We start from the raw sequence: 23,370 nt of genomic DNA, 5'->3' as shown, positions 1-23,370 counted from the left end.
TATTAAAATTGGTAATTAACTCTTATGTATCCTCTGGTTCCTGGGTTACCGGGGATATTGATGTTTTGATAATTAAGTACATTATCCGCACCTGCTTGTACTTCAAAATTTTTGAACAGTTTTTTGCTTGCTGCTATGTTTAGAGTGGCAAATCCATCAACTACAACAGCATCATCGTCAAATGCATCGAATGTTCCATTTCCATTGGTGTCACCTAACCCATATTTACTTCGATAGATGGCACGAGCATTTACGTTTAATTTCCATTGTGGGATATCCCAAAACACTTTTAGATTTCCATTATGTCTTGATCTATTAAAAAAACCGTAATGATCTTCTTCTGAAAGTACAATGGATGTTAAGTTTTCGTCTCGTACGAATAGTTCTCCATTTTCTACTTGTTCTTTAATATCTTTATTAAAGGCATATAAAAGCTGGTAACCGCCGCTAATTTCTAAATTGTCAAAAATGTTGTAGGTTGCGCTAAACTCTATTCCTTCTGTGTATATTTCGTCAAAATTTTGGTAGCTGAATACATTTTGGCCATTAGTTTTTCTTGCCAGTACGAAGGTGTCTATAAGGTTTCTAAAATCGTTTCTGAAGAAATTAATATCCAGAATAAGTTTTTTGGATTGTCTATAGTTAATTCCAATGTTGTATCCAATAGAACTTTCTGCTTTAAGATCTCTATCAAATGCTTGGATAAGTTCATCCACTCTGGCTTGTCCTTGAGCTGGAGTTAAATTTTCTCCTAATGCTAACTGACCTTGATCAAATAAAAGTTGTAATTCTCTTGGTACTGTTTGGTAACCTAAAACAGAATAACCTACAGAAGGATTCGTGAAGTTTAGGTATAATTGTCGGAAATCAGGAGCTTTAAATCCATATCCCGTAGATCCTTTAATCGAGAGTTGATCAGTGATTTTATAGTTAAATGCAAATTTTGGACTTACTTGGTTATTGTATTCAGAATGGTTGTCGAATCTAGCTCCAATGATAATATTAAGATTTTCTAAAGGATTCAAGTCGAATTGCCCATATATATACTGTGAGTTAAAACTAACTTCGTTTTCAAATAAAGTACGATCTAGAAAATCATATTGATAACCAGCACCGGTGGTTATGGTTCCAGTATTTTTGATAATGTTGTTAGCACGTATTTCGCCTCTAAATAATTTTTGATCAAACAAATTATTGAATACGATATCATTAGTTTCGGTATTTCTACTGATATCTTCTGCAATGTAATTTGTGTAGTAAAATTCATAAGTAGTATTAAATTTTTCTGACCATTTTTGATCTAATTTTAATAGAGCATTTAAATCTTTTTCTACTGCTTCTCCTTGCGCATTTACTGTGATTTCTTGTCCATCTTCATTAGTGTCTGTGAAAGTGAAGCCAGAATTTTGTAATTGATTAAAGTATCTCCCAGAAGCACTTAGTTTTAATTTTTCGTTCACATCATAATAGAATCTACCATTAACCGTATAGTTTTCAATAGGGTTAACCGTTATCGAACGCTCACTGTTATCAGGATTTAAGGTATATCGATCTCTAGAAAAACGATTTCCGAATAAAGCATATCTTACTTTTCCTTTCTTTTGTTGAAATGATAAGTTCATATCTTGGGCGGTAAATGATCCAATACGATAAGAAGCCTGTCCTTTAAGTTTTTCGTTTTTTGGTTTTTCTGTGATGATATTAATAACACCTGCTAACGCTTCGGATCCATAAAGACTGCTTGTAGGACCCTTTACAACTTCAATTTGTTTGATATTACCTACAGTAAGTCGACTAAGATCAAAGTTTCCCGAACTTCTTCCTACTAAAGGAACACCATCCATGAGAATTAAAGTGTAGTCAGAATCTATTCCTTGTATCTGGATGCCTTCAAAACCGCTTTCGTCGGTAGCAAGAATAAGCCCAGTCTGTTCTGCTAAAATGTCATCGATTCGAACACTTCCTGATCGTTTTATGGTGTTTCCGGAGATTAAAGTAACCGGAAGGGGAATAGAAGATAGTTGTCGTTCTGTTCTTGTTGCAGTAAGAATTACCTCTTCTAATTTTTCCGTTTTTAAAGAATCATTTTCCTTAGGGGAAACTTTTGTTTGACAATAGATAGTACTACTTAATAATAATATAAAAACAATGAATTTATTCATTAATTTAGATTAATTAAAAATAATGATTAATTTTGGCAAATATATAATCTTATTTTAATTCAGTCTAAATAAGGGTAGTTAATTTTTTATATTTTAAACTTTTTAATAATTATTAAAATGAAAATTAGTCAGTTAGCAATTGTTTCGTCACTATTTATGTCAAGTTTAGTTATGGGGCAAACAGACAAAAAAGAAAATGATCTTACCGCTATAAAGTCAATGTGCGGTTGCTATGAAGTCACTTTTAACTTTGCAGAGACATTTAATTATACGAATGATTCTTTATACAAGCCTTCTAAAAATAAAATATCGAAAGGATTAGAATGGGCGCAGTTAATTGTTGATGAAAAGGATAAAATATCTATTCAACATATTTTACAAGTTGGTAATCCTACTGATCCACATATTGTAAAACATTGGAGACAAGATTGGGAATATGAAAATCTAAATTTTTACCTCTATGATGGAGATAATAATTGGAAATATGTGCAAAAGCCAGAAAGCGAAGTATCTGGACAATGGTCACAAAAGGTTTTTCAAGTAGATGATAGTCCTCGTTATGAAGGTTCAGCTAGTTGGGTTCATGTTGATGGAAAGAGTTTTTGGGAAAACACAACACCAGCACCACTACCAAGAAGAGAATATACTACCAGAAGTGATTATAATGTTACTATTAGAGGGAATCGTCATGAAATCACAAAAACGGGATGGGTGCATGATCAAGATAATGATAAAGTCATAAGAGAAACGGGTAAAGAAGATGTGATCATTGCAAAAGAAAAAGGATATAATGTCTATAAGCGTGTGGATGATAAGCGTTGTGAAGTAGCTGCTAATTGGTGGAAAGAACATAGTGATAAATGGGCGATGGTACGTGGTAAATGGGATGAAGTTTTTGCTAGAAATAAAGATTTGTCATTAGAGCAGAAAGTAAAAAACAAAGCACTATACAAACATCTTTTTACAGAAGATTATACAGTCGAAGCAGACATTAATTCTATCATAGAATCATTTGTAAAAAAACAATAATATGAAAAACATACATAATATGTGGTTGGTTGTTGTTTTTGTGCTGATCTGTACAGAAATGCAAGCCCAAGAAAATGTTTTTTTAGACAGAGCATACTGGAAATCTAATCCTAGTATTGATCAAATAGATAAGGATATAGTTGCTGGCAATGATCCAACAGCATTAAATAGGTTTGCTTTTGATGCTATTTCATTTGCACTTTTAGAAAAAGTGGATAATTCTACTATAGAATATCTATTAACCAAGAAAGGGAATGATGTTAATAAGAAAACTCACGATGGCAGAACCTATATTTTTTGGGCAATTTATCGGGATAATCTTGAGATGATGGAATTCTTACTTGAAAAAGGAGCGAGAACAGATATTATTGATAGTCATGGATATTCATTATTAAATTTTGCAGCTGTTACTGGTCAAAAAAACACTAAATTATATGATTTCTGTATAGAAAATGGTGCTAATCCGATGGCAGAAAAAAATAACGATGGTGCCAATCCACTATTACTTGTTGCACCATTTCTGGAAGATGAAGCTTTGATCACTTATTTCGTTAATAAAGGTATTGATATACAAAGTCAGGATGATCACGGGAATGGAATCTTTAATTACGCATCTAAAAAAGGTAATACAAAGATCTTAGAGTTGCTTATTAAAAAAGGTGTGGCTTATAAAACGTTGAATGGTAAAGGAGGAAATGCTTTTATATTTGCTAGTCAAGGAACTCGGAATAGTGCTAATAATTTAGAGCTTTATCAATACTTAGAAAATGTAGGTATTCGCCCAGGTGTAGTAACAACTGATGGAGTAAATTCGTTGCATGCATTAGCTTTTAAGAATAAGGAACAAGATATATTCGATTATTTTATAAAAAAAGGGGTAGATATTAATCAAGCAAATAGTAAAGGTGATACTCCTTTTTCAAATGCCGTTTCTAGAAATGATTTAAAGGCGATTAAATATTTGATTAAATACGTAAAAGATATTGATCAGTCTAATAAAATTGGTGTAACGCCATTGATGAAAGCCGTTGGAAGAAATAATATTGACGTTGTTAATTTATTACTAAATAATGGAGCAAATCCATTGCTAAAGGATACAGAAGGGAATTCACTAGCATATTATGCTTTGGAGTCATACGATAAAAAAACTTCAGAAGAGTTCGATCAAAAAATTACTTTACTATTAGAAAAAGGAGTTGATTTTACAGAACATCAAGCAGAAGGAGAAACATTATGGCATTTGGCAGTAAAAGAAAATGATGTAGCTCTTTTAGAAAAAATTGAGAAATTAAATATTCCATTAAATAGTAAAAATGATGAAGGTAACACAGCACTACATTTGGCTGCAATGAAGGCAAAGAGTATTGATGTGTTAAAATTTCTTTTAGAGAAAGGAGCTGATAAAAACATGCAAACGAGTTTTAATGAAACCGTTTTTGATTTAGCATCTGAAAACGAATTATTACAAAAACAAAACATTGAGTTAGATTTTCTGCAAGAGTAGATTGCTGGAAATAAAATATTTGAATAAATGAAAACACTTTTAAAAATAGTATTCTTAACAGCATTAGCTGTTTTTACTTTGGTCTCTTTTACTAATGAAACGAAGACTCAGAATCTTAAGTGTATGATTCAGATGGTTAATTATACAGGAGAAGCTGCCTATGTGGTAATTTCACTTATGAAACCAGATGGGGAGTATGATCAGACTTTATATGTGCAAGGAAAAGATAGTGAGTGGTATAGTGATATTACAGAGTGGTGGAAATTCTATGGAAAAAGGAGGCCAGATATAGATGCGATTTCTGGTGCTACCATAGCTGGAGGAGAAAGAACTATAAGTATTATTAAAATACCTAAGGATAAAATTGATGCTGGATATAAAATTCGTTTTGAAACTGCTGTAGAAGATCAAGAATATTATAAGGATGATGTTGAGTTTGAATTAACTACTGAAACTATTAAGTCTAAAGTGGCAGGGAAGGGTTTTATTAGATATATAAGAATGCTTCCTCAATAATATATAGAATATAATGACTATTTCGTTGTGGAGATATAGCCATCTTCTTTTGGCTATATCTTCTGCTATTTTTTTATTTATTGCTTCAGTAACGGGAGTAATTCTTGCCTTAGAGCCAATATCTGATATTGCAAAACCATATGTAGTAGATAACATTAAAGAGGTAACGATTTCTGAAACTATTGCGGCGTTACGGGAAGAGTATGATGATATTATTGCAATTACTGTAGATGAAACAAATTTTGTAATTGCTTCTGTAGTAACGAAAGAGGGAAATGATGAAAGAATTTATATAAACCCAAGAACAGGAGAGAAGTTAGGTGTACCAAAACGTAAATCCGGAATTTTTAAGTTTGCTACGAACCTCCATCGATCCTTATTTCTTAAAAGTTTAGGGCGTTTTTTTGTTGGCCTTATTTCTTTCTTGTTAGTTGTGATTGCGATTACCGGTATTATTCTTATTGTTAAGCGACAAGGAGGAGTTTTAAAACTTTTTTCAAAGGTTAATAAAGAATACGCAAATCAATTTTATCATGTTGTTTTAGGAAGGTGGTTTTTTGTGCCAATTCTTATTGTAGCATTGACTGGTGTATATTTATCTATTGAAAAGTTTTCTCTACTGCCGAAATATACATCTCCCCATCAAATTAATTTTCAAGGAGATCAGAATACTGATATAATAGCAATCACAGATTTTTCAGTTTTTAAAAAGATATCTCTTGCCGAAGTTAAGAACATAGAATTTCCATTTTCTGATGATATAGAGGATTACTTTAGATTAGAATTGATTAATAAAGAACTTATTGTAAATCAATTTAATGGCAATGTACTTAGTGAGCAAGAATACCCGTTTGTGAAATTAGCAACATATTACGCACTCATCTTACATACAGGTAAAGGCAATGTTTTATGGTCTTTTGTTTTATTGGTTACCTCTATAGTTATTTTGTTTTTTATGTATTCAGGTTTTTATATGACGATTAAGCGTCGTAACGGGAGTAAACTGGTATGTAATAAAGGAGATAAGGATACAAGCGATTATATAATTTTAGTAGGATCAGAGAATGGCTCTACGTATACGTTTGCTAATTATCTAAGAAAAGCACTATTTTCAGTAGGTAAAACAGTTTTTGTAGCAGAACTTAATTCATATACAACATATCAAAGAGCGCAACACATAATTGTTATTACTGCTACTTATGGTGAAGGAGAAGCTCCCACAAATGCTAAAAAATTTAATCAGTTGTTCAATAGTATAGAACCTATTAATGAGCTTCGATTTTCTGTAGTAGGTTTTGGATCTTTAGCATATCCTGAATTTTGCAAATTTGCAGAAGATGTAGATGAATTGTTTAGAGAACATTCTAAATTTACTGCTAGTTTACCGATAGAAAAAATAAATAACAAATCAACAGATGATTTTCGGTATTGGATTCAAAAATGGAGTGTATATGAAGGGCTTACATTAGAGATTGAAGTTTTTAAAGATTTTGCTGATAAAGAATATGATGTTTTTGAAGTCATCGATAGAACACCATTGAATATTGATGATACATTTTTACTTCGGTTGCAATCAAAAGATTCTTCTATTGATTTTAGATCCGGAGATTTATTAGCTATTCGCCCAGATCAAAATACTATAGAACGACTTTATTCAATAGGAAAAGTTGATGGAGGTATTGTATTAAGTATTAAAAAGCATGATTTAGGTCTTTGTTCCTCATATTTAAGCCAATTAAATAAAGGAGATGTCTTAAAAGGTAGAATTAAACGTAATGAAAAATTTTATTTACCTACGAATACAAAGAATGCAGTTTTAATAGCAAATGGTACTGGTATAGCTCCTTTTTTAGGAATGATTGCGGGTGAGAATAAATATGTTAAAACTCATTTGTTTTGGGGTGGAAGAACTCGAGAATCTAAAGAGATATATGAAGATTATCTAAAACGAGGTAGATTAACAAAGCAATTGTACGCTTTTCAAGGGGTTTATTCTAGAGAAGATAATAATGAATATGTTCAAAATGTTATACAGAGAGAGTACAGCGTGATAGTGGATGTTCTTCAGAAAGATGGCCTGATCATGATATGTGGCTCTGTCAATATGCAAGACGAAGTTCTTGACGTTTTGGAAAGCATAATTAAAAATAAATTAAACACTCCATTAAGTACCTTTCAAAAAAATAAACAGATCAGAATGGATTGTTATTGAATCTAATGAATATTATAAAAATTAAATATTTGTATGGTAAAATTTTTGTAACACGTATTTTTGCAAACCAAAAGAAGCTGTTACATGTATAAATCCCTAGTTCGACCAATATTATTTAAATATGATCCAGAAGGTGTACATCACTTTACCTTCAAAATGATTAGAACGCTATCAAAGTTTCCTTTTGTATCAGGTGTTTTTAGAAGTTTATATCAAGTCAAAAACTCCAAATTAGAAAGAGAAGTTTTTGGATTGAAATTTAAAAACCCTGTTGGATTAGCAGCTGGATTTGATAAAAACGCAGTATTGTATAACGAGTTAGCTAATTTTGGGTTTGGTTTTATTGAAATCGGAACGGTTACTCCGAAAGCTCAGGAAGGTAATCCTAAAAAACGGTTATTTCGATTAAAAGAAGATTCTGGGATCATTAATAGAATGGGATTTAATAATGAAGGATTAGAATCAGCGATTACTCAATTAAAAAAGAATAAAGGTAAACTCATAATAGGTGGTAATATTGGAAAGAACACAGATACAGCTCCCGAGGATTATACGAGAGATTACTTAGCTTGTTTTAATGCATTACACCCATATGTTGATTATTTTGTACTAAATGTTAGTTGTCCTAATGTTGGGAGTCATGCAAAACTTAATGACAAAGAATATTTAGAAGAGTTAATTAGAACTGTTCAAAAAGCAAATCTTACATTTTCGGCACAAAAACCAATTGTACTAAAAATAGCTCCCGATTTAAACAACACTCAATTAGATGAAATAATAGAACTAGTTAAGATAACAAAATTGGATGGTGTAATTGCTAGTAATACTTCTGTTAATAGAGAAGGATTACAGACTTCTAAGAAAAGATTAGAAGATATTGGTAATGGAGGATTAAGTGGGCTACCAATCAAGAGCAGAAGTACAAAAGTGATAAAATATTTATCAGAAAAAAGTAACCAAGCTTTTCCTATAATTGGAGTAGGAGGTATTCATACAGCTGCGGATGCAATTGAAAAATTAGAAGCAGGAGCAAGCTTAGTTCAGATTTATACTGGTTTTATCTATGAAGGGCCAAAATTGATAAAAAATATCAATAAAATGGTTGTTCAAAAAGGATTGTAAACTATCTCAGAATTATTTTTTGAGTTTCTGTTGTTCCTGAATTAGTATGAAGTCGCACTAGATAAATTCCAGCGTTTAGATTACTTAAATTTAGATTAATATTACTATTACTTTGTTTAAAATTGTAACGTCTGACTTGTTTCCCTAAAACATTGTAAACTTCAATTTCTTTTATCGTCGATGATTGGTTTGCGTGTATAGATATGTTACCATCACTAGGATTTGGTGAAATAGTGATGTCATTCTTTTGTGTATTAAAATCCTGTACGTTAAGTTGTTTTTGGGTAAAAACTATAGTGCCTATTTTATCGGAATTAAATGGTGAATTTGATGGTGAAAGCATAGCAATAGCTTCGTGAGGGTTAGTAGCATTATTGCTAAGGCTATATCCAGTTCCTTCTTCAGTTCCAGCGTCATATGGGAAAAGATCTATAGAGATCTCTGGGATCCATTGTCCTCCATTGTCTATCAGAGATATGCTGTTTACAGCAATCATCCAGTCAGGACTAGGAGCAATCATAGAGGCAAGACTAACTAGTGGATAATCAGAACTAATCGTAAGATCACTAATTTTAATTGTTAGATTAGAAGAAGTAGGGAATAAATTCGGACCTTCTATAAATTGATCTGCATTATTTGCTGCGATTGCAGTGTTTACTTCGTTAGAGAAGTCACCGAAAAGACCTAATTCAGCAACGTCTTCAATTCCAGGAGTGGCAAAACCACCCATTTCTAAAAAAGTAATGTTATTGTTATGTGTAGCACCTACTAGCTCTGTAAAATGCGCGTTACCAGGTAAAGTTCCGTGAGATGCCCAATTACTTGTAAAAACAATATCATATGTGGCCGTAGTTTGACCATATGTTGTAAATACCAAAAGTAATATAAGAGAGTTTAGTATAAGTTTTTTCATTTGTGAGTTTGTTGGTTATTTTGATTTGTGTTATATGTTTTAAACAGTTAATTAATAAAGAACCCTAATTTTTAATTATGATTTATTAGTAATTAATTTTAAAACGATATGCATATTTTTGAAGCATTTGTCAATAAAATGTAATCTCGTAAAAATTAAGAATGAATTTTGACATCTTATATACGTTTATAATTGCCACGTTGGCCTTATCAATCTCTCCAGGACCTGATAATATTTATGTGTTGATGCAAAGTATTGTTAATGGGAAAAAATATGGTCTTGCCACTGTGGCTGGATTGATGTCAGGATGTCTAGTGCACACTACCTTAGTAGCCTTTGGAGTTTCAGTTATTATTCAAAAAAGTGAAATGTTATTTTTTGCAATAAAATTGATGGGAGCATTGTATTTGTTTTTTTTGGCATATAAAGTATGGAGAAGTAAAGGATCTATTCAGCTTTCTGAGGATTCAGTTGAAAAAAAGAGTGTTGGGCAATTGTTTAGGCAAGGTTTTATAATGAATGTACTGAATCCTAAAGTTTCTATATTCTTTTTAGCCTTTTTTCCTGGGTTTTTATTTAGTCAAGAGTTAAGTAATGTAACGCAGTTTTATGTTTTAGGTTTTTTGTTTATCGTAGTGTCTTTTTTTGTTTTTGGAGGGATAGCAATTATGGCTGGTTATATTTCGGATTTTGTTAAAAGTAATTCTGGGATTGGAGAGTTCTTAAAATGGATGCAAATAATTGTCTTTATTGGAATAGGAATTTTTATCCTTTTTTCTAGAAAATAAATTAGTTACAAAAGGTTGCTATTTCTAGCAACCTTTTTTCTATTTCACATTCATTTTATAAATAATAGAAACCACCTTGACTATTACCTGAACATACAGCTCTATAACCATTTATGATACAATTCCCATTCCTGTTTACGCAAGCAGGAGAAGTCCCTTCGTCATTTGGAGCTGAAGTTACTCCAATCCCAAAGCATATTGAATCTCCTGAAATTCCACCATTAATAGTTTTTTGCTCTTTTCTAGAAATTTCTTTGGTGTTTTCTAATTTTAAAAAATCTTTTAACATGATTTTGTTTTTAAATTATTAATACTATTTTTTGATTCAAATAGTGAACCTCTATTAGTATGTTCCCCGAAAAGTAAAATGTTACTATCAAAAAAACCTTTTTTAAAATGTATATAGATTATTGTCTTTATTGGAATAGGAATTTTTATCCTGTTTTCTGAAAAATAATCATATTTTTATACTCTTAATTGAATTTCTTTTAGATAGAAGTTGATAAATGGCCGAAAAAGTAAAAATCATTGAATGTCCAAGAGATGCTATGCAAGGCATTAAGGATTTTATTCCAACTGAAAAAAAAGTACAATATATTCAATCGTTATTGCGATGTGGCTTTGATACTATAGATTTTGGTAGTTTTGTGTCACCAAAAGCAATTCCGCAGATGGTAGATACTGCAGAGGTTTTATCAAAATTGGATCTTTCGACTACAGAAAGTAAACTATTGGCAATAATAGCTAATGTTCGTGGAGCTAATGATGCTGTACAGCATAAAGAGATTGATTATTTGGGATATCCTTTTTCGATTTCAGAAAATTTCCAGATGCGTAATACACATAAGACTATTGCAGAATCCGTAGAGACTTTACAGGAAATTTTAAACATCGCAGATAAAGCTAATAAAAAAGTAGTGGCATATTTATCCATGGGTTTTGGAAACCCTTATGGAGATCCTTGGAATGTTGAGATTGTGGGTGATTGGACAGAGAAGTTAAGCAATATGGGAGTGAAAATTTTATCACTTTCTGATACTGTAGGTACTTCGAATCCAGAAATTATAGAGTATTTATATGCCAACTTGATTCCAAAATATCCTGATATAGAATTTGGGGCGCATTTACATACAACGCCTACAACCTGGCATGAAAAAGTAGATGCGGCCTACAAAGCAGGTTGTAGAAGATTTGATGGAGCAATACAAGGATTTGGAGGATGCCCAATGGCAAAAGATGAATTAACGGGTAATATGCCTACGGAGAGGATGCTTTCTTACTTTACAACTGTACAGGCAGATACTAATGTAAGAACAATGAGTTTTGAGTCTTCTCATAATGAAGCAACAAAGATATTTACAAAATACCATTAAATAGATAGAGTAATAAAATGAAAAACGTATTAAAAAAAGTAGGACTGTTATTGTTAGTAGTATTAGTAATTATGCAATTTGTTAGACCAGATAAGAACGAGTCAGGATATGAATCGGTAGCTTATTTTGAAAATGATACAAAGCCAACAGAGGAGATAAAGGAAATATTAAAAAGTAATTGTTATGATTGTCATAGTAATCAAACCGTATACCCTTGGTATGCAGAAATAGCGCCAGTTTCTTATTGGTTAGCAGATCATGTAGAAGAAGGAAAAGAACATTTTAATGTTTCTGATTGGGAAGGATATTCTGATAAGAAAAAAGACCATAAGTTAGATGAGTTGATAGAAGAGGTAGAAGAAGGAGAAATGCCACTTTCGTCATATACTTGGATCCACGGTGATTTAGAAAAAGAAGAAATGGAAGTTCTAATTAATTGGACAAGAGAGCTTAGAAAAAAATACACTACAAATTAGCTACAGCATTAAACAATTTGGAAAACTGGTTTATGAATAAAACGATTAAATAATCGTTTAAAATTATTAGTTTTTTTTATCTAATTGTTAAAAATTTAAATTTATTTAGATTTAGTATAAATAAAATTTGCCAGATATATTTGGTTGAATATATTTGCACTTTATTAATTATTTGTAATAAGTCTAAATAAAAAGCAATGAAAATTAAAAGTGTATTCAAAATTGTATGTATATCAGGAACTATCGTTTTAGGTTCTTGTTCTTCTGATGATGATGCAACTCCAATCGTGCAAGTAGAAGCGCCTGCGACATATGAGTTTTTACGTGAAGGAGAAAGTACTGTAAGTTTTAGTGGGCAAACTACCAGAATAGCAATGGCAGAGGTAGTTATTAGTCAATTTCTTGATAACACAAGTACAGAAGCTATTATAGATGCAATGTTTGATCATCAAGAAAATGCAGATGATTTTGAAGATGCAGATTTAAACGCTTCGGATAAAAGTGTAAGAAACAAAACTGCAGCATCAAGAGATTATTTTTCTTCTAACGCTACAGAAGCTGCAGCAATAAAAGCTGATTTTGATGCTTGGATTAATGGTCAGGTTGATGAGGTTTTTCCTAACTGGGCGATAACTGCTACAGCTGGTAACGCAGGAGTTCTTCAGGAAGCTGGAGGTGGATCTAATAGATATATAAATGCTAAAGGATTAGAGTATAATCAGGCTTTTGCTAAAAGTTTGATCGGTGCTTTAATGACGGATCAAGCATTAAATAATTACCTAGGTACAGCTGTTCTTGACGAGGCTGATAATGTAGCAAACAATGATAATGGTGTAGTTGCTGATGGTAGTACATATACTACTATGGAGCATAAATGGGATGAAGCTTATGGATATGTTTACGGTGCATCTGTAGATCCAGCGAATCCTAATGCTACTATTGGTGATGATGATAGTTTTCTTAATAAATATGTTGGTAGAGTAGAAGATGATGCTGATTTCACAGGAATTGCTGATGATATTTATGATGCATTTAAGCTTGGTAGAGCTGCTATTGTTGCTAAAAACTACACTGTACGTGACGAGCAAGCTGCAATTCTTAGAGAAAAGATCTCGCAAGTTATTGCAATAAGAGCCGTTTATTATTTACAACAAGGAAAAGCATCATTAGAGGCTGGTACTGTAGATTATGCAAGTGCGTTTCACGATCTTTCTGAAGGATTTGGATTTGTTTATAGTTTGCAGTTTACTAGAAATTCTGATAGTACTGCTCCTTATTTCACTAGAACAGAGGTGCAAAGCTTGATAGATGATCTTATGGGAGGAACAAATGGTTTATGGGATGTAACACCAGAAACATTAGATGCAATGTCAGAAACTATCGCATCTAAGTTTGATTTTACCGTAGCACAGGCTGGAAGCTAAAAATTAAACAAAATATAAAAATGATAAAAAAGAGGAAGGACTTTATAATAATCCCTCCTCTTTTTTTACATTTGCAAAAATTTATTAAGAATAAATAAAAATAAGATGAAGAAGTTTGGGTTTTTGACAGTGGTTGTTTTAGTTCTTATTCTGGCTGCCTGTTCATCTAGCGATGATAGTGGAGAAACAACAGATAATTTTGATAGAAAAGCACTGTTAGAAAATGTAGCAGATAATATTGTAATTCCAGCGTATCAAAATTTTTCTACTGATATGGCTGCGTTAAAAGTAGCTGCATCGGATTTTGTAAGTACAACGAATGAGTCTAATTTGGCAACTCTAAGACAAGCTTGGTCTACTGCATTTATCTCTTGGCAATCTGTTAGCATGTTTGAAATAGGGAAGGCAGAAGAGATTTCTTTTAGAAATTTTATGAATGTATATCCTGTTAGTGCTGCAAATATAGAAGCAAATATATCTTCAGGAACTTATGATCTTACTTCGGTTTCTCAACAAGATGAACAAGGTTTTGGTTCATTAGATTATTTAATTAATGGTCTTTCTGATTCTGATGATGCTATCGTTGGTTTCTATACAGATGTCACTACTGGTACAAATTATAAAAATTATCTTATTGATCTTGTTACCAGAATGGATGATATGACATCAGAGGTGTTGAATGACTGGACAGATACTTTTAGAGATTCTTTTGTAAATAATAATGGTTCATCCGCAACAAGTTCATTAGACAAATTAGTGAATGATTTTATATTTCATTATGAAAAACACTTACGTGCAGGTAAAATAGGTATTCCTGCAGGTGTATTTTCTGGAACTCCTTTAGATGACAGAGTAGAAGCGATTTATAAAGGAGATTTGTCAAAAACACTTTTTAACGCGAATCTTGATGCATTACAAGATTTCTTTAATGGAAAGAATTTTAGTAGTAGTACCACAGGTCAGAGTTTAAAGACATACTTAGATTTTCTTAATACAATTAAAGATGAGGAAGATTTAAGTAGCCTGATTAATAATCAGTTTAATACAGCTAGAACAATAGCAACTAACCTGAACGAAGATTTTTCTGAACAAGTGAGAACAAATAATAGTCTAATGCTTAATACATATGATGAGCTGCAAAAGAATGTTGTTTTTCTAAAAGTAGATATGCTTCAGGCTATAGCTGTAAATATTGATTTTGTAGATGCCGATGGAGATTAAATATAATCTCGTTCTCTTATGAAATTTCAACTAAACGAATATCTTAAAAAAAATACAGAGGCTGCACCACTTGCAGTCTTTCGTATTTTTTTTGGTTTAATGATGTTCGTTAGTATTATTCGTTTTTGGAGTTATGGTTGGATAGATAAATTATATGTTCAACCAACTTTTTTCTTCTCGTATTATGGGTTTGATTTTATTAAACCTATTGGAAGTTACACATACTTGATTTTTATTGTATGTGCTGTTTCTGCGCTACTTGTTATGATTGGATATAAATATAGAATTGCAATCATAGTATTTTTTTTAAGTTTTACGTACATAGAATTGATGGATAAGACTACGTATCTTAATCATTACTATTTTATTAGTATTCTAAGTTTTTTATTAATCTTTTTGCCGGCTAACGCTTATTATTCGTTAGATGCTAAGGTGCGAGGGATATCCTTTCAGAAAATTCCAGTTTGGACAATTGATACACTTAAGTTACTTATTGGAATAGTTTATTTCTACGCGGGTCTTGCAAAGCTTAATTCGGATTGGTTATTAAATGCAATGCCGCTTAAAATTTGGTTACCTTCTAAATATGATATTCCTTTAATAGGTGGTTTAATGCAGCAGGAGTGGGTGCATTATGCATTTAGTTATACTGGTGCGATTTATGATTTAACAATTCCATTTTTGTTGCTATTTAGAAAGACTAGAGTTTTTGCCTTTATAATGGTAGTTGTATTCCATGTTTTGACCAGAGTTCTTTTTCCAATAGGGATGTTTCCATATGTGATGATTGTGAGTGCATTGATATTTTTTGATGGAAATATACATCATAAGATATTACAATTTATTTCAAGAATATGTAATATTAAGAAAATAGGTTTTGATACTAATAGAACTTTAATTATAAGATCTTTAAGGACAAAAATTATTGTGTCGATAATGGGAGTTTTTTTTGTGATTCAATTACTTTTGCCGTTTCGGTATATGTTATATCCCGGAGAATTGTTTTGGACAGAAGAGGGCTATCGTTTCTCTTGGCGGGTGATGTTAATGGAAAAGGCAGGTTACGCTAATTTTAAAATCGTGGATCAAAAAACTGGAAAACGATTTTATGTTGATAATGATGATTTTTTAACTCCTTTTCAGCAAAAACAAATGGCAACACAGCCAGATTTTATATTAGAGTATGCAAACTACTTAAAAAAACATTTTGAAAAACAGGGGCATCAGAATGTACAGGTATTTGTAGAAAGTTATGTGGCGCTTAATGGTAGATTAAGTAGTCAATATATTGATCCCAAAGTGGATCTTGGAAAACAAAAAGAGTCATTTAAACATAAAACGTGGATTATTCCATTTAAGGATGAGATTAAGGGATTGTAAAGTAGTTGTGTTTTTTTTACTATTAACTACAGTTGTATCGGCGCAATACAAGATTAAGGGGATTGTTGTAAATGAAAATAATCGACCAATTCAAGGTGCCGAGGTATATAATAGATCTACTGGAGAACAAACAATTACAAGAGGAGATGGTAGTTTCGAATTTATGGATGTGGAGCAAGGTGACTACTATTTATCTGTTTTTAGCTTTGATTATGAAATTTTGGAGCGACAAGTAAAGGTAGATAAGGATCTAGAAGTGAATTTTGTTCTAAAAACATTAGGAGAAGAGCTGTCTGAAGTTGTGGTAACACAACGAAGAGAAAAAGTATTTGGACTTAAACGTTTAAAACCTGTAGAAGGAACTGCGATATATGCAGGTAAAAAAAGTGAGGTAGTTTTATTAAGCAATGTTCAAGGTAATTTAGCTTCTAATAATGCGAGGCAAATTTATGCGCAGGTTGCTGGATTAAACATTTATGAGAATAGTACAGGTGGATTACAACTTAATATAGGAGGTAGAGGTTTGGACCCTAATCGTACAGCAAATTTTAATACCCGTCAGAACGGATATGATATTAGTGCTGATGTATTAGGTTATCCAGAAAGTTACTATACACCACCTGCAGAAGCTATTGAAGAAATACAAGTTGTGCGAGGAGCTGCTTCATTACAATATGGAACACAGTTTGGAGGTTTGTTAAATTTTAAAATGAAAAGACCAAATCCAAATAAAAAAATAGAATTAGTATCTCGTCAAACGTTAGGTTCCTATAATCTTTTTACCAGTTTCAATAGTTTAGGAGGTACCGTTGGTAAATTTAGTTATTATACTTATTTCAATTATAAGAAAGGTGATGGGTTTAGAGCTAACTCCGAATTTGATTCTAAGAATGCTTATGTTCATTTGGGGTATCAATTATCGGATCGAACTAAGTTGATCGGGGAGTTTACCTATTTGGATTATTTGGCTAAACAACCTGGTGGTTTAACAGATACACAATTTAATATAGATCCTACATTTAGTAATAGAACTAGAAATTGGTTTGATGTAAATTGGAAATTATTTTCTTTGAAACTAGAACATGAGTTTTCTGACAATACAGATTTTAGTCTTAATCTATTTGGTTTGGATGCTTCTAGATCTGCAGTAGGTTTTAGAGGAATTCCTGGTAGTCTCAATACAAACCCTATTACAGATGTTGATGAAGTAGATGGATCTGGTAATTTTGTGAATTCTAGAGATCTTATTGTTGATAATTTTAGAAATTGGGGAGCAGAGGCAAGATTGCTTACTAGATATGATTTGTTGGATAAGGAGTCTGTTTTTCTTATTGGTTCCAAGTTTTATAAAGCATCCAATGATTCTAGACAAGGATCAGGAGGTCTTGGATCAGGACCTGATTTTAACTTTCAGGATGAGGCTTTTCCTGATTACCCTAATCAATCTTCTTTTGATTTTCCTAATGTTAACCTCGCTATTTTTGGAGAAAATATTTTCAAACTATCAGAGAAGTTTTCTGTTACTCCAGGATTTAGATTTGAATATATTAAAACAGAGAGTGAAGGAACTTTTAATAATGTAGTATTTGATAATGCTGGTAATCCAATTGCTAATAATATAGAGACGGATAATAGAGAATTGGATCGATCCTTTTTTCTTTTCGGAATTGGGTCTAGTTATAAACTTAATAATTCTCTAGAAACTTATGTGAATGTTTCACAAAACTATAGATCTATTACTTTTAGTGATATAAGAGTAGTAAGTCCCACCTTTAGAGTTGACCCGAACATAGGAGATGAAGAAGGCTTTACCGCGGATATTGGAGTAAGAGGCAGACTAAACAATATGTTGTCATATGATGTGAGTGTTTTTGGACTAGTGTATGATGATAGAATAGGCATTGTTTTTAATGATAGGGCTGAACGCGTAAGAGGAAATATCGGAGATGCATTTATTTATGGGGTAGAGAGTTTTGTGGATTGGAATATTTGGAATACATTTTCTGGAGATAATGAAAATTATAGATTAAATCTTTTTGCTAATGCTTCTTTTACCAGTTCAGAATATACATCGTCTGATCTTTCGGGAGTAGAAGGAAACAAAGTAGAGTTTATACCAGAAATTAACTTAAAAACTGGACTTAAATTTGGTTATAAGAACTTTCTAGCAGACATTCAATACACATATCTTTCTGAGCAATTTACTGATGTTTCTAATGCTTCTGTAGCATTGGATGGAGATAATAGAAATGGTATCATTGGTGAGATACCATCTTATTCTATTTTAGATGTATCTTTTTCTTATACCTATAAGAAGTTTAAATTAGAAACAGGAGTTAATAATCTTTTAGATGAAAGTTATTTTACACAAAGAGCTACAGGATATCCAGGCCCCGGAATTATACCATCTGATCCTTTAACTTGGTATGCTACATTGCAATTTAAGTGGTAATAAGGATAAAATTTAACTTTTGTTTACTTGTATAATTAACTTTTGTTCAATCTATGGTTTTAGTTTTAATCTATAAATTTGCTCAAAACACGCATTATGAAAGAGTTTGAGGGTTATGATACAATGATGGCAGAATATTACAATTCGATTTCTGCATTAGTACTTCCGTTGTCTAGTTGGGAATTCTATGGAGAACATAATTGGTTTTTGAATAATTTTAAGAATGATCTTGATTCTTTAAATAAAATAACCAAAAAGTGGGATTTCGAAAATGTATACCATAACGAACTTGTTCATAAAAAATCCGTTATAGTTATTACTAATGCAGATCTTAAAATAGTCTATGCTACTCGTAATATCGAAAAAATGAGTGGATACACGCCGCAAGAAGTTGTAGGTAATTCTCCAAAAATGTTTCAAGGTGAGCAAACAGATCTAAAAACATCCAAGATTATTAGAGCTGCAATTGATAATCAAGAACCATTCGAAGTTTCTATTGTTAATTATAAAAAAGATAGATCTACTTATCTATGTCATATTAAAGGTTTTCCTGTAAGAGACAAAAAAGGAAAATTAATTAACTATATAGCTTTTGAACAAGCTGCCTAAATCTTTCAGCAAGCTTTTTTGATTTCAAATAAAAATAGTTGCTGAAACAATTATTCTCTCAGTTAATAGAGTTAATGTTGATTTTTCCACTATTTGTATTTAATAAAACAATGTATCAAGAATAGGATTTATTGAAATTGTTTTATTCTTGATACATTGCCTATTGGTTTTACTATGGTAATTTCGGAATATGTGGATTATTTTTCTAACCTTTGTTTCTATCCTTTACCTTTATTTTAGTAAATACATTGCTGTATTTAATTTTTGGCTCTTTTAGGATATGGAGGTCTTTTGTGTTCTTTAGGTGGATTGTTTTTCAGTTCCTTCAAGACTATTTCTATTGCTTTTTCTAATTGGGGATCCTTTCCCTTAATTACTTCAGACGGTAATTGATCTACTTCTATGTCTGGCGCTACACCAACATTTTCTACAATGAAACCATCTTCTGTCCAAATTGCAACATTTGGGGCGGTAACACTGGCACCATCAATGAATTCTGGAAATCCTAAAACTCCAACTAAACCTCCCCAAGTTCGTTTACCTACCATTTGTCCTACTTTAAATTTTCTAAACATCCATGGTAACATATCTCCACCAGATCCAGCAGTTTCATCAATGATCATTACTTTAGGTCCTTGAATAGAGGCACTTGGTGTTTTTAGATCTTTTCCATATCTGAAATTCCAATGAGATTGATAAGGGTTTAATAATAAATTGATATAATAATCTGCTATCTGACCACCTCCATTAAAACGCTCATCAATAATAATCGCTTTTTTATTGGCTTGTGGGAAGAAATATCTTTTAAAATACTCGTGACCAGCACCAGCGGTATTTGGAACATATACATACGCTACTTGACCATTAGTAGCTTCGTGTACTTTTTTTAGATTTCCTTCAACCCAATCTCGATTACGTAATCGATACTCACTAGTTATAGGCGTTACTTTTACGACTCTAGAATTTTTATATGAGTTATTAGGACTTATGGTAATTTCGGTAATTTTATTTGCAGTATTCTCAAAAGCACTAAAAAGGTTCATGGTACCTTCGATGTTTGTTCCGTTTACAGCTAATAAGTAATCGCCCTTATTTACTAAAACACCAGGCTCAGTTAGTGGTGATCTTAAATCAGGAGTCCAATTTAATCCTCCATAAATTTTCTTAAATCGATACCTATTGTTTGTTATTTCGTAATCTGCTCCAAGAAGACCTCCGGGAATTCTTTCGGGTGTATTCAGTCTTTCTCCACCTCCTTGTAGTCTATGATGACCTACAGATAATTCGCTACACATCCATTGTATAACTCTGTTAAGGTCATTTCTGCAGGAAAGATGAGGTAAGAACTGTTGATATTTCTTTTTCATTCCTTTCCAATCCGAACCGTGCATTCCTGGGTCATAAAAATAGTCACGATTGATCCGCCATGCTTCTTCGAAAATGTTTTCCCATTCCTTTGTTGGGCTCATTTTTACCTCTATTTCGCTAACTTTTAAGATTCCTTTTCCGGCCTTTGGTTTTTTGGCTAAATCGGTAATCCCCCATCTATTATCCTTTTGATAAAGCATTTTCTTGGCATTAGAAGAAATAACATAATTATCTAATTCCATAACCTTAGTGTCCTTACGTTCGTTTAAATCATATTCGTGTAGTGATGAAGGAATTGAACGGTCTGAAGAGTTTGAGGAAATATATAAAATCTTATTTGCTTGCCCTGAATTTAATTCACGATAGCTACCGGCTTTTATAGGAATGTCAATGATTCTATTTTGTATTCCATCAATATCAATTTGCACGGATTTATTAGAATCTTCCTCTTCTGTAGACTCATCTTTTTCTTTAGGTTCTTCTTCATCACTTTCTTTAGCAAAAGGAGAGATGATATCTTTTCTGAGTGTAGCGAGATAAATGGAGTTGCTAGCTGTCATATCTTGGTTAGACTGATCAAACCAGTTAACAACAGGTCCAGCATCAGTAGAGGCAAAGAAATAAATATAATCCCCACTTGGATCAAAAACAGGATTGGTGGCATTACTTAATCCATCACTTATAGGGTATGATTTTGATTCTAGTATATTGTATAAGAATACTTGCTCAAAGTTAGAATCTATGATTTTTGAATACACAATCCATTTAGAGTCATGAGACCAATCTCCAAAAATATTTCTAAAAGCTCCTGGGACATAGTATTCATCATTGGCAACTTTAGAAACTTTTTTAGAATCGATATCTAAAATATATAAATTTCTACCATTGTCAGAAAAGCTAATTTTTTTACTATCTGGTGACCAATTGGTGTAAGCGTAAAAACCTGTGCCTGGGATTTTAAATTTTCGAGAATTTCCTTTCCCATCTTGCGATTTAATATGTAATTCATATTCTCCAGAACCATCAGAAAAATAAGCAATGTTTTTTCCGTCAGGAGACCAAGAAGGATATTTTTCATGACTTCCCGGGCTTTGGGTTAAGTTTCTAGAATCTCCTTTGTTTTCAGGAACGGTTATAATTTCTCCTCTGTAATCAAAAACTGCTCTTTTTCCCGAAGGCGATATATCAGCGGAGCGCACGTATCGTGAACTTTTTACATACCTATCACGTAATTCCAAGAGATCTGTAGCAATGCCTATAGTTAGTTTAGTACTCGTTTTTGCACTGATATCATATGTATGAAGGTAACCGGCTTGTTCAAAAATTATTTTATTACTCCCTAAATCAGCATTTGTAATAGGGAACTTATCAAATTGAGTAAGTTGTTCTATTGTTTTTGAGTTTATGTCATAAGAAAATAGGTTAAATTCTCCGCTACGGTCACTTAAGAAGAATATGGTATTATCTTTCCACATAGGTTGTACATCATTACTTCCTCCCTTAGGTTGCGGAATTTTTATAATTGATTTATCTCCAAACGAGAACAACCATATGTTTGCTGTTGTACCTCCTCGATAGTTTTTCCATTGATGGAAACGTTCTCTTATTGGTGTATAAGCCATATACTTTCCATCTGGAGAATATGTAGCATGCCAAGCATTAGGTATTTCTAGCTCTGTTGGGAAACCACCATTAATAGATACTTGATAAAGCTTAGAATATCGATTGGTATGAATAGCTCTTTGTGAGTTAAAAAGTACCGAGTTGCCATCAGGAGAAAACCCCAAAGTAGTATCCCTCATAGGGTGCCAGGTTAATCTTTTAGGAATCCCTCCTTCTACCGGAATGGTAAAAACATCAACATTTCCATCATACTCTGCGCTAAAGGCAATTAACTTACCATCGGGAGAAAAAATAGGGTTAGATTCTATTCCTTCATCTATCGTTAGTCTACGGGGTTGAGTACCATCCGATTTAGCTATCCAAAGATCTTCTGCATAAATAAAAGCAATATGTGATTGGCTGATCGCTGGGGTATGCAACATTCTGGTATTAATAGGATCTGTAGCATAAGATTTAATAGAATACAAAACTGTAAAAAACAGTATTCCATAAAGAGTAGTGTTTAATTTTTTCATGATCTTTTTGATTGATGAAGATTTATGTGTTTTTATTTAATTGATGAAATTAAGTTTTTACGAATTGGATTCTGTTAATCATATTTTAAAATAATATAGTTCTCGATCTTTTAAGTGCTATACAAGGATGTGTGAAGATTAATGTTGGGAACCAATATAGTAGTTGTTTAACCTCAAGATGCTTAAGTTTTTACTTAATTATAAATTCCGCAAACTATTGTTTGTTAGTTTGTTAATCTGTTGTTAAAGATGTTTTTGGGATGTAACAATCTTTGATGCCTAGTAGTCTTATAAGCATAAATCAATAAAAACGAATAGAATGAAAAAATTAAATGTTATGCTGTTAGCAGCAGCTTTTGCAATCAGTAGTGTTGCAACTGCAAGTACAAAACCAACAGAGTCAGAAACTAATTTCACGCAGGAAATTAAAGAATTATTAAAAAAGCCTTCTTTTAAAATAGAAGATGAGATTGAGGCTAGTGTTACTTTTACTTTAAACGATGAAGGTGAAATTGTAGTCCTTTCTGTTAACTCTGATAGCGATGTCATTAAAGGTTACATTAAAAACAGGCTAAATTATCAAAAGATAGAAGCTAAACCACGCACTGGAGTTAAATTTTATACGATGCCAGTGAGGGTTGTTGCCTCTTAAGGTATAAGAGTAAAGAAATAGAAAATCCTGG

The 23,370-nt window shown here is 32.1% G+C and carries 18 protein-coding genes; 14 read left to right on the top strand and 4 right to left on the bottom strand.

Annotated elements, in window-relative coordinates; translation table 11 throughout:
• Positions 1 to 2: 2 nt before the first annotated feature.
• On the bottom strand, positions 3 to 2,162 hold the full coding sequence (locus NMK29_RS14385; RefSeq protein WP_108803562.1) for a TonB-dependent siderophore receptor: 2,160 nt from the start codon (positions 2,160 to 2,162) through the stop codon (positions 3 to 5).
• A 117-nt stretch (positions 2,163 to 2,279) separates the two neighbouring features.
• Between NMK29_RS14385 and NMK29_RS14380 the strand changes: the two genes are divergently transcribed.
• From NMK29_RS14380 to NMK29_RS14360, 5 genes are all read left to right on the top strand, one after another.
• Complete coding sequence (locus tag NMK29_RS14380) at positions 2,280 to 3,191, top strand: DUF6607 family protein (protein WP_108803563.1); 912 nt, start codon at positions 2,280 to 2,282, stop codon at positions 3,189 to 3,191.
• A gap of 1 nt (position 3,192) precedes the next feature.
• Complete coding sequence (locus tag NMK29_RS14375; RefSeq protein ID WP_108803564.1) at positions 3,193 to 4,695, top strand: ankyrin repeat domain-containing protein; 1,503 nt, start codon at positions 3,193 to 3,195, stop codon at positions 4,693 to 4,695.
• A gap of 27 nt (positions 4,696 to 4,722) precedes the next feature.
• On the top strand, positions 4,723 to 5,211 hold the full coding sequence (locus NMK29_RS14370) for a DUF2271 domain-containing protein (RefSeq protein WP_027392282.1): 489 nt from the start codon (positions 4,723 to 4,725) through the stop codon (positions 5,209 to 5,211).
• Positions 5,212 to 5,224: 13 nt separating this feature from the next.
• Positions 5,225 to 7,423 (top strand): PepSY domain-containing protein, encoded by a 2,199-nt coding sequence (locus tag NMK29_RS14365; protein ID WP_108803565.1) that lies wholly within the window; start codon positions 5,225 to 5,227, stop codon positions 7,421 to 7,423.
• An 84-nt stretch (positions 7,424 to 7,507) separates the two neighbouring features.
• Entirely contained in the window at positions 7,508 to 8,545 is a 1,038-nt protein-coding gene (locus NMK29_RS14360; RefSeq protein WP_108803566.1) for a quinone-dependent dihydroorotate dehydrogenase, read from the top strand.
• Between the two features lies 1 nt (position 8,546).
• Here the strand turns inward: NMK29_RS14360 and NMK29_RS14355 are convergent, their stop codons facing one another.
• Positions 8,547 to 9,458: a spondin domain-containing protein gene (locus NMK29_RS14355; RefSeq protein WP_108803567.1), complete on the bottom strand. Its 912-nt coding sequence runs from the start codon at positions 9,456 to 9,458 to the stop codon at positions 8,547 to 8,549.
• 161 nt (positions 9,459 to 9,619) lie between these two features.
• On the opposite strand from NMK29_RS14355, the gene NMK29_RS14350 reads away from it, so the two are divergent.
• Complete coding sequence (locus tag NMK29_RS14350; RefSeq protein ID WP_108803568.1) at positions 9,620 to 10,246, top strand: LysE family translocator; 627 nt, start codon at positions 9,620 to 9,622, stop codon at positions 10,244 to 10,246.
• A 55-nt stretch (positions 10,247 to 10,301) separates the two neighbouring features.
• Here NMK29_RS14350 and NMK29_RS14345 read toward each other — a convergent pair whose 3' ends face one another.
• Positions 10,302 to 10,535, bottom strand: a complete 234-nt coding sequence (locus tag NMK29_RS14345; RefSeq protein ID WP_108803569.1) for a hypothetical protein — start codon at positions 10,533 to 10,535, stop codon at positions 10,302 to 10,304.
• 217 nt (positions 10,536 to 10,752) lie between these two features.
• On the opposite strand from NMK29_RS14345, the gene NMK29_RS14340 reads away from it, so the two are divergent.
• From NMK29_RS14340 to NMK29_RS14310, 7 genes are all read left to right on the top strand, one after another.
• Positions 10,753 to 11,619 carry a hydroxymethylglutaryl-CoA lyase gene (locus tag NMK29_RS14340; protein ID WP_108803570.1) on the top strand — a complete coding sequence of 289 codons (867 nt, stop codon included), beginning with the start codon at positions 10,753 to 10,755 and terminating at the stop codon, positions 11,617 to 11,619.
• Between the two features lie 17 nt (positions 11,620 to 11,636).
• Positions 11,637 to 12,095, top strand: coding sequence for a heme-binding domain-containing protein (locus NMK29_RS14335; RefSeq protein ID WP_108803571.1), 459 nt, complete (start codon positions 11,637 to 11,639; stop codon positions 12,093 to 12,095).
• A 197-nt stretch (positions 12,096 to 12,292) separates the two neighbouring features.
• Entirely contained in the window at positions 12,293 to 13,519 is a 1,227-nt protein-coding gene (locus NMK29_RS14330) for a DUF4856 domain-containing protein (protein WP_108803572.1), read from the top strand.
• Positions 13,520 to 13,624: 105 nt separating this feature from the next.
• Positions 13,625 to 14,740: an imelysin family protein gene (locus NMK29_RS14325; RefSeq protein ID WP_108803573.1), complete on the top strand. Its 1,116-nt coding sequence runs from the start codon at positions 13,625 to 13,627 to the stop codon at positions 14,738 to 14,740.
• A gap of 18 nt (positions 14,741 to 14,758) precedes the next feature.
• Positions 14,759 to 16,120 carry an HTTM domain-containing protein gene (locus NMK29_RS14320; RefSeq protein WP_108803574.1) on the top strand — a complete coding sequence of 454 codons (1,362 nt, stop codon included), beginning with the start codon at positions 14,759 to 14,761 and terminating at the stop codon, positions 16,118 to 16,120.
• On the top strand, positions 16,101 to 18,572 hold the full coding sequence (locus tag NMK29_RS14315; RefSeq protein WP_108803575.1) for a TonB-dependent receptor domain-containing protein: 2,472 nt from the start codon (positions 16,101 to 16,103) through the stop codon (positions 18,570 to 18,572). Before NMK29_RS14320 ends, NMK29_RS14315 begins: the two co-directional genes overlap by 20 nt.
• Positions 18,573 to 18,668: 96 nt before the next feature.
• Positions 18,669 to 19,181, top strand: coding sequence for a PAS domain-containing protein (locus NMK29_RS14310; RefSeq protein WP_108803576.1), 513 nt, complete (start codon positions 18,669 to 18,671; stop codon positions 19,179 to 19,181).
• 257 nt (positions 19,182 to 19,438) lie between these two features.
• Here the strand turns inward: NMK29_RS14310 and NMK29_RS14305 are convergent, their stop codons facing one another.
• Entirely contained in the window at positions 19,439 to 22,687 is a 3,249-nt protein-coding gene (locus NMK29_RS14305; RefSeq protein ID WP_108803577.1) for a S41 family peptidase, read from the bottom strand.
• Between the two features lie 319 nt (positions 22,688 to 23,006).
• On the opposite strand from NMK29_RS14305, the gene NMK29_RS14300 reads away from it, so the two are divergent.
• Positions 23,007 to 23,339, top strand: a complete 333-nt coding sequence (locus NMK29_RS14300; protein WP_108803578.1) for a hypothetical protein — start codon at positions 23,007 to 23,009, stop codon at positions 23,337 to 23,339.
• The last annotated feature ends 31 nt before the right edge of the window (positions 23,340 to 23,370 follow it).

The sequence above is a fragment of the Aquimarina sp. Aq107 genome (genome assembly GCF_943733665.1).
Classification (GTDB): domain Bacteria; phylum Bacteroidota; class Bacteroidia; order Flavobacteriales; family Flavobacteriaceae; genus Aquimarina.
Note: the sequence above shows the minus strand (reverse complement) of the source record. Positions and strands in the feature narration are given on the sequence as shown.

Coding starts and splice junctions, on each gene's coding strand:
- NMK29_RS14385 (WP_108803562.1), bottom strand. CDS start 2,162: ATGAATAAATTCATTGTTTTTATATTATTATTAAGTAGTACTATCTAT.
- NMK29_RS14380 (WP_108803563.1), top strand. CDS start 2,280: ATGAAAATTAGTCAGTTAGCAATTGTTTCGTCACTATTTATGTCAAGT.
- NMK29_RS14375 (WP_108803564.1), top strand. CDS start 3,193: ATGAAAAACATACATAATATGTGGTTGGTTGTTGTTTTTGTGCTGATC.
- NMK29_RS14370 (WP_027392282.1), top strand. CDS start 4,723: ATGAAAACACTTTTAAAAATAGTATTCTTAACAGCATTAGCTGTTTTT.
- NMK29_RS14365 (WP_108803565.1), top strand. CDS start 5,225: ATGACTATTTCGTTGTGGAGATATAGCCATCTTCTTTTGGCTATATCT.
- NMK29_RS14360 (WP_108803566.1), top strand. CDS start 7,508: ATGTATAAATCCCTAGTTCGACCAATATTATTTAAATATGATCCAGAA.
- NMK29_RS14355 (WP_108803567.1), bottom strand. CDS start 9,458: ATGAAAAAACTTATACTAAACTCTCTTATATTACTTTTGGTATTTACA.
- NMK29_RS14350 (WP_108803568.1), top strand. CDS start 9,620: ATGAATTTTGACATCTTATATACGTTTATAATTGCCACGTTGGCCTTA.
- NMK29_RS14345 (WP_108803569.1), bottom strand. CDS start 10,535: ATGTTAAAAGATTTTTTAAAATTAGAAAACACCAAAGAAATTTCTAGA.
- NMK29_RS14340 (WP_108803570.1), top strand. CDS start 10,753: ATGGCCGAAAAAGTAAAAATCATTGAATGTCCAAGAGATGCTATGCAA.
- NMK29_RS14335 (WP_108803571.1), top strand. CDS start 11,637: ATGAAAAACGTATTAAAAAAAGTAGGACTGTTATTGTTAGTAGTATTA.
- NMK29_RS14330 (WP_108803572.1), top strand. CDS start 12,293: ATGAAAATTAAAAGTGTATTCAAAATTGTATGTATATCAGGAACTATC.
- NMK29_RS14325 (WP_108803573.1), top strand. CDS start 13,625: ATGAAGAAGTTTGGGTTTTTGACAGTGGTTGTTTTAGTTCTTATTCTG.
- NMK29_RS14320 (WP_108803574.1), top strand. CDS start 14,759: ATGAAATTTCAACTAAACGAATATCTTAAAAAAAATACAGAGGCTGCA.
- NMK29_RS14315 (WP_108803575.1), top strand. CDS start 16,101: ATGAGATTAAGGGATTGTAAAGTAGTTGTGTTTTTTTTACTATTAACT.
- NMK29_RS14310 (WP_108803576.1), top strand. CDS start 18,669: ATGAAAGAGTTTGAGGGTTATGATACAATGATGGCAGAATATTACAAT.
- NMK29_RS14305 (WP_108803577.1), bottom strand. CDS start 22,687: ATGAAAAAATTAAACACTACTCTTTATGGAATACTGTTTTTTACAGTT.
- NMK29_RS14300 (WP_108803578.1), top strand. CDS start 23,007: ATGAAAAAATTAAATGTTATGCTGTTAGCAGCAGCTTTTGCAATCAGT.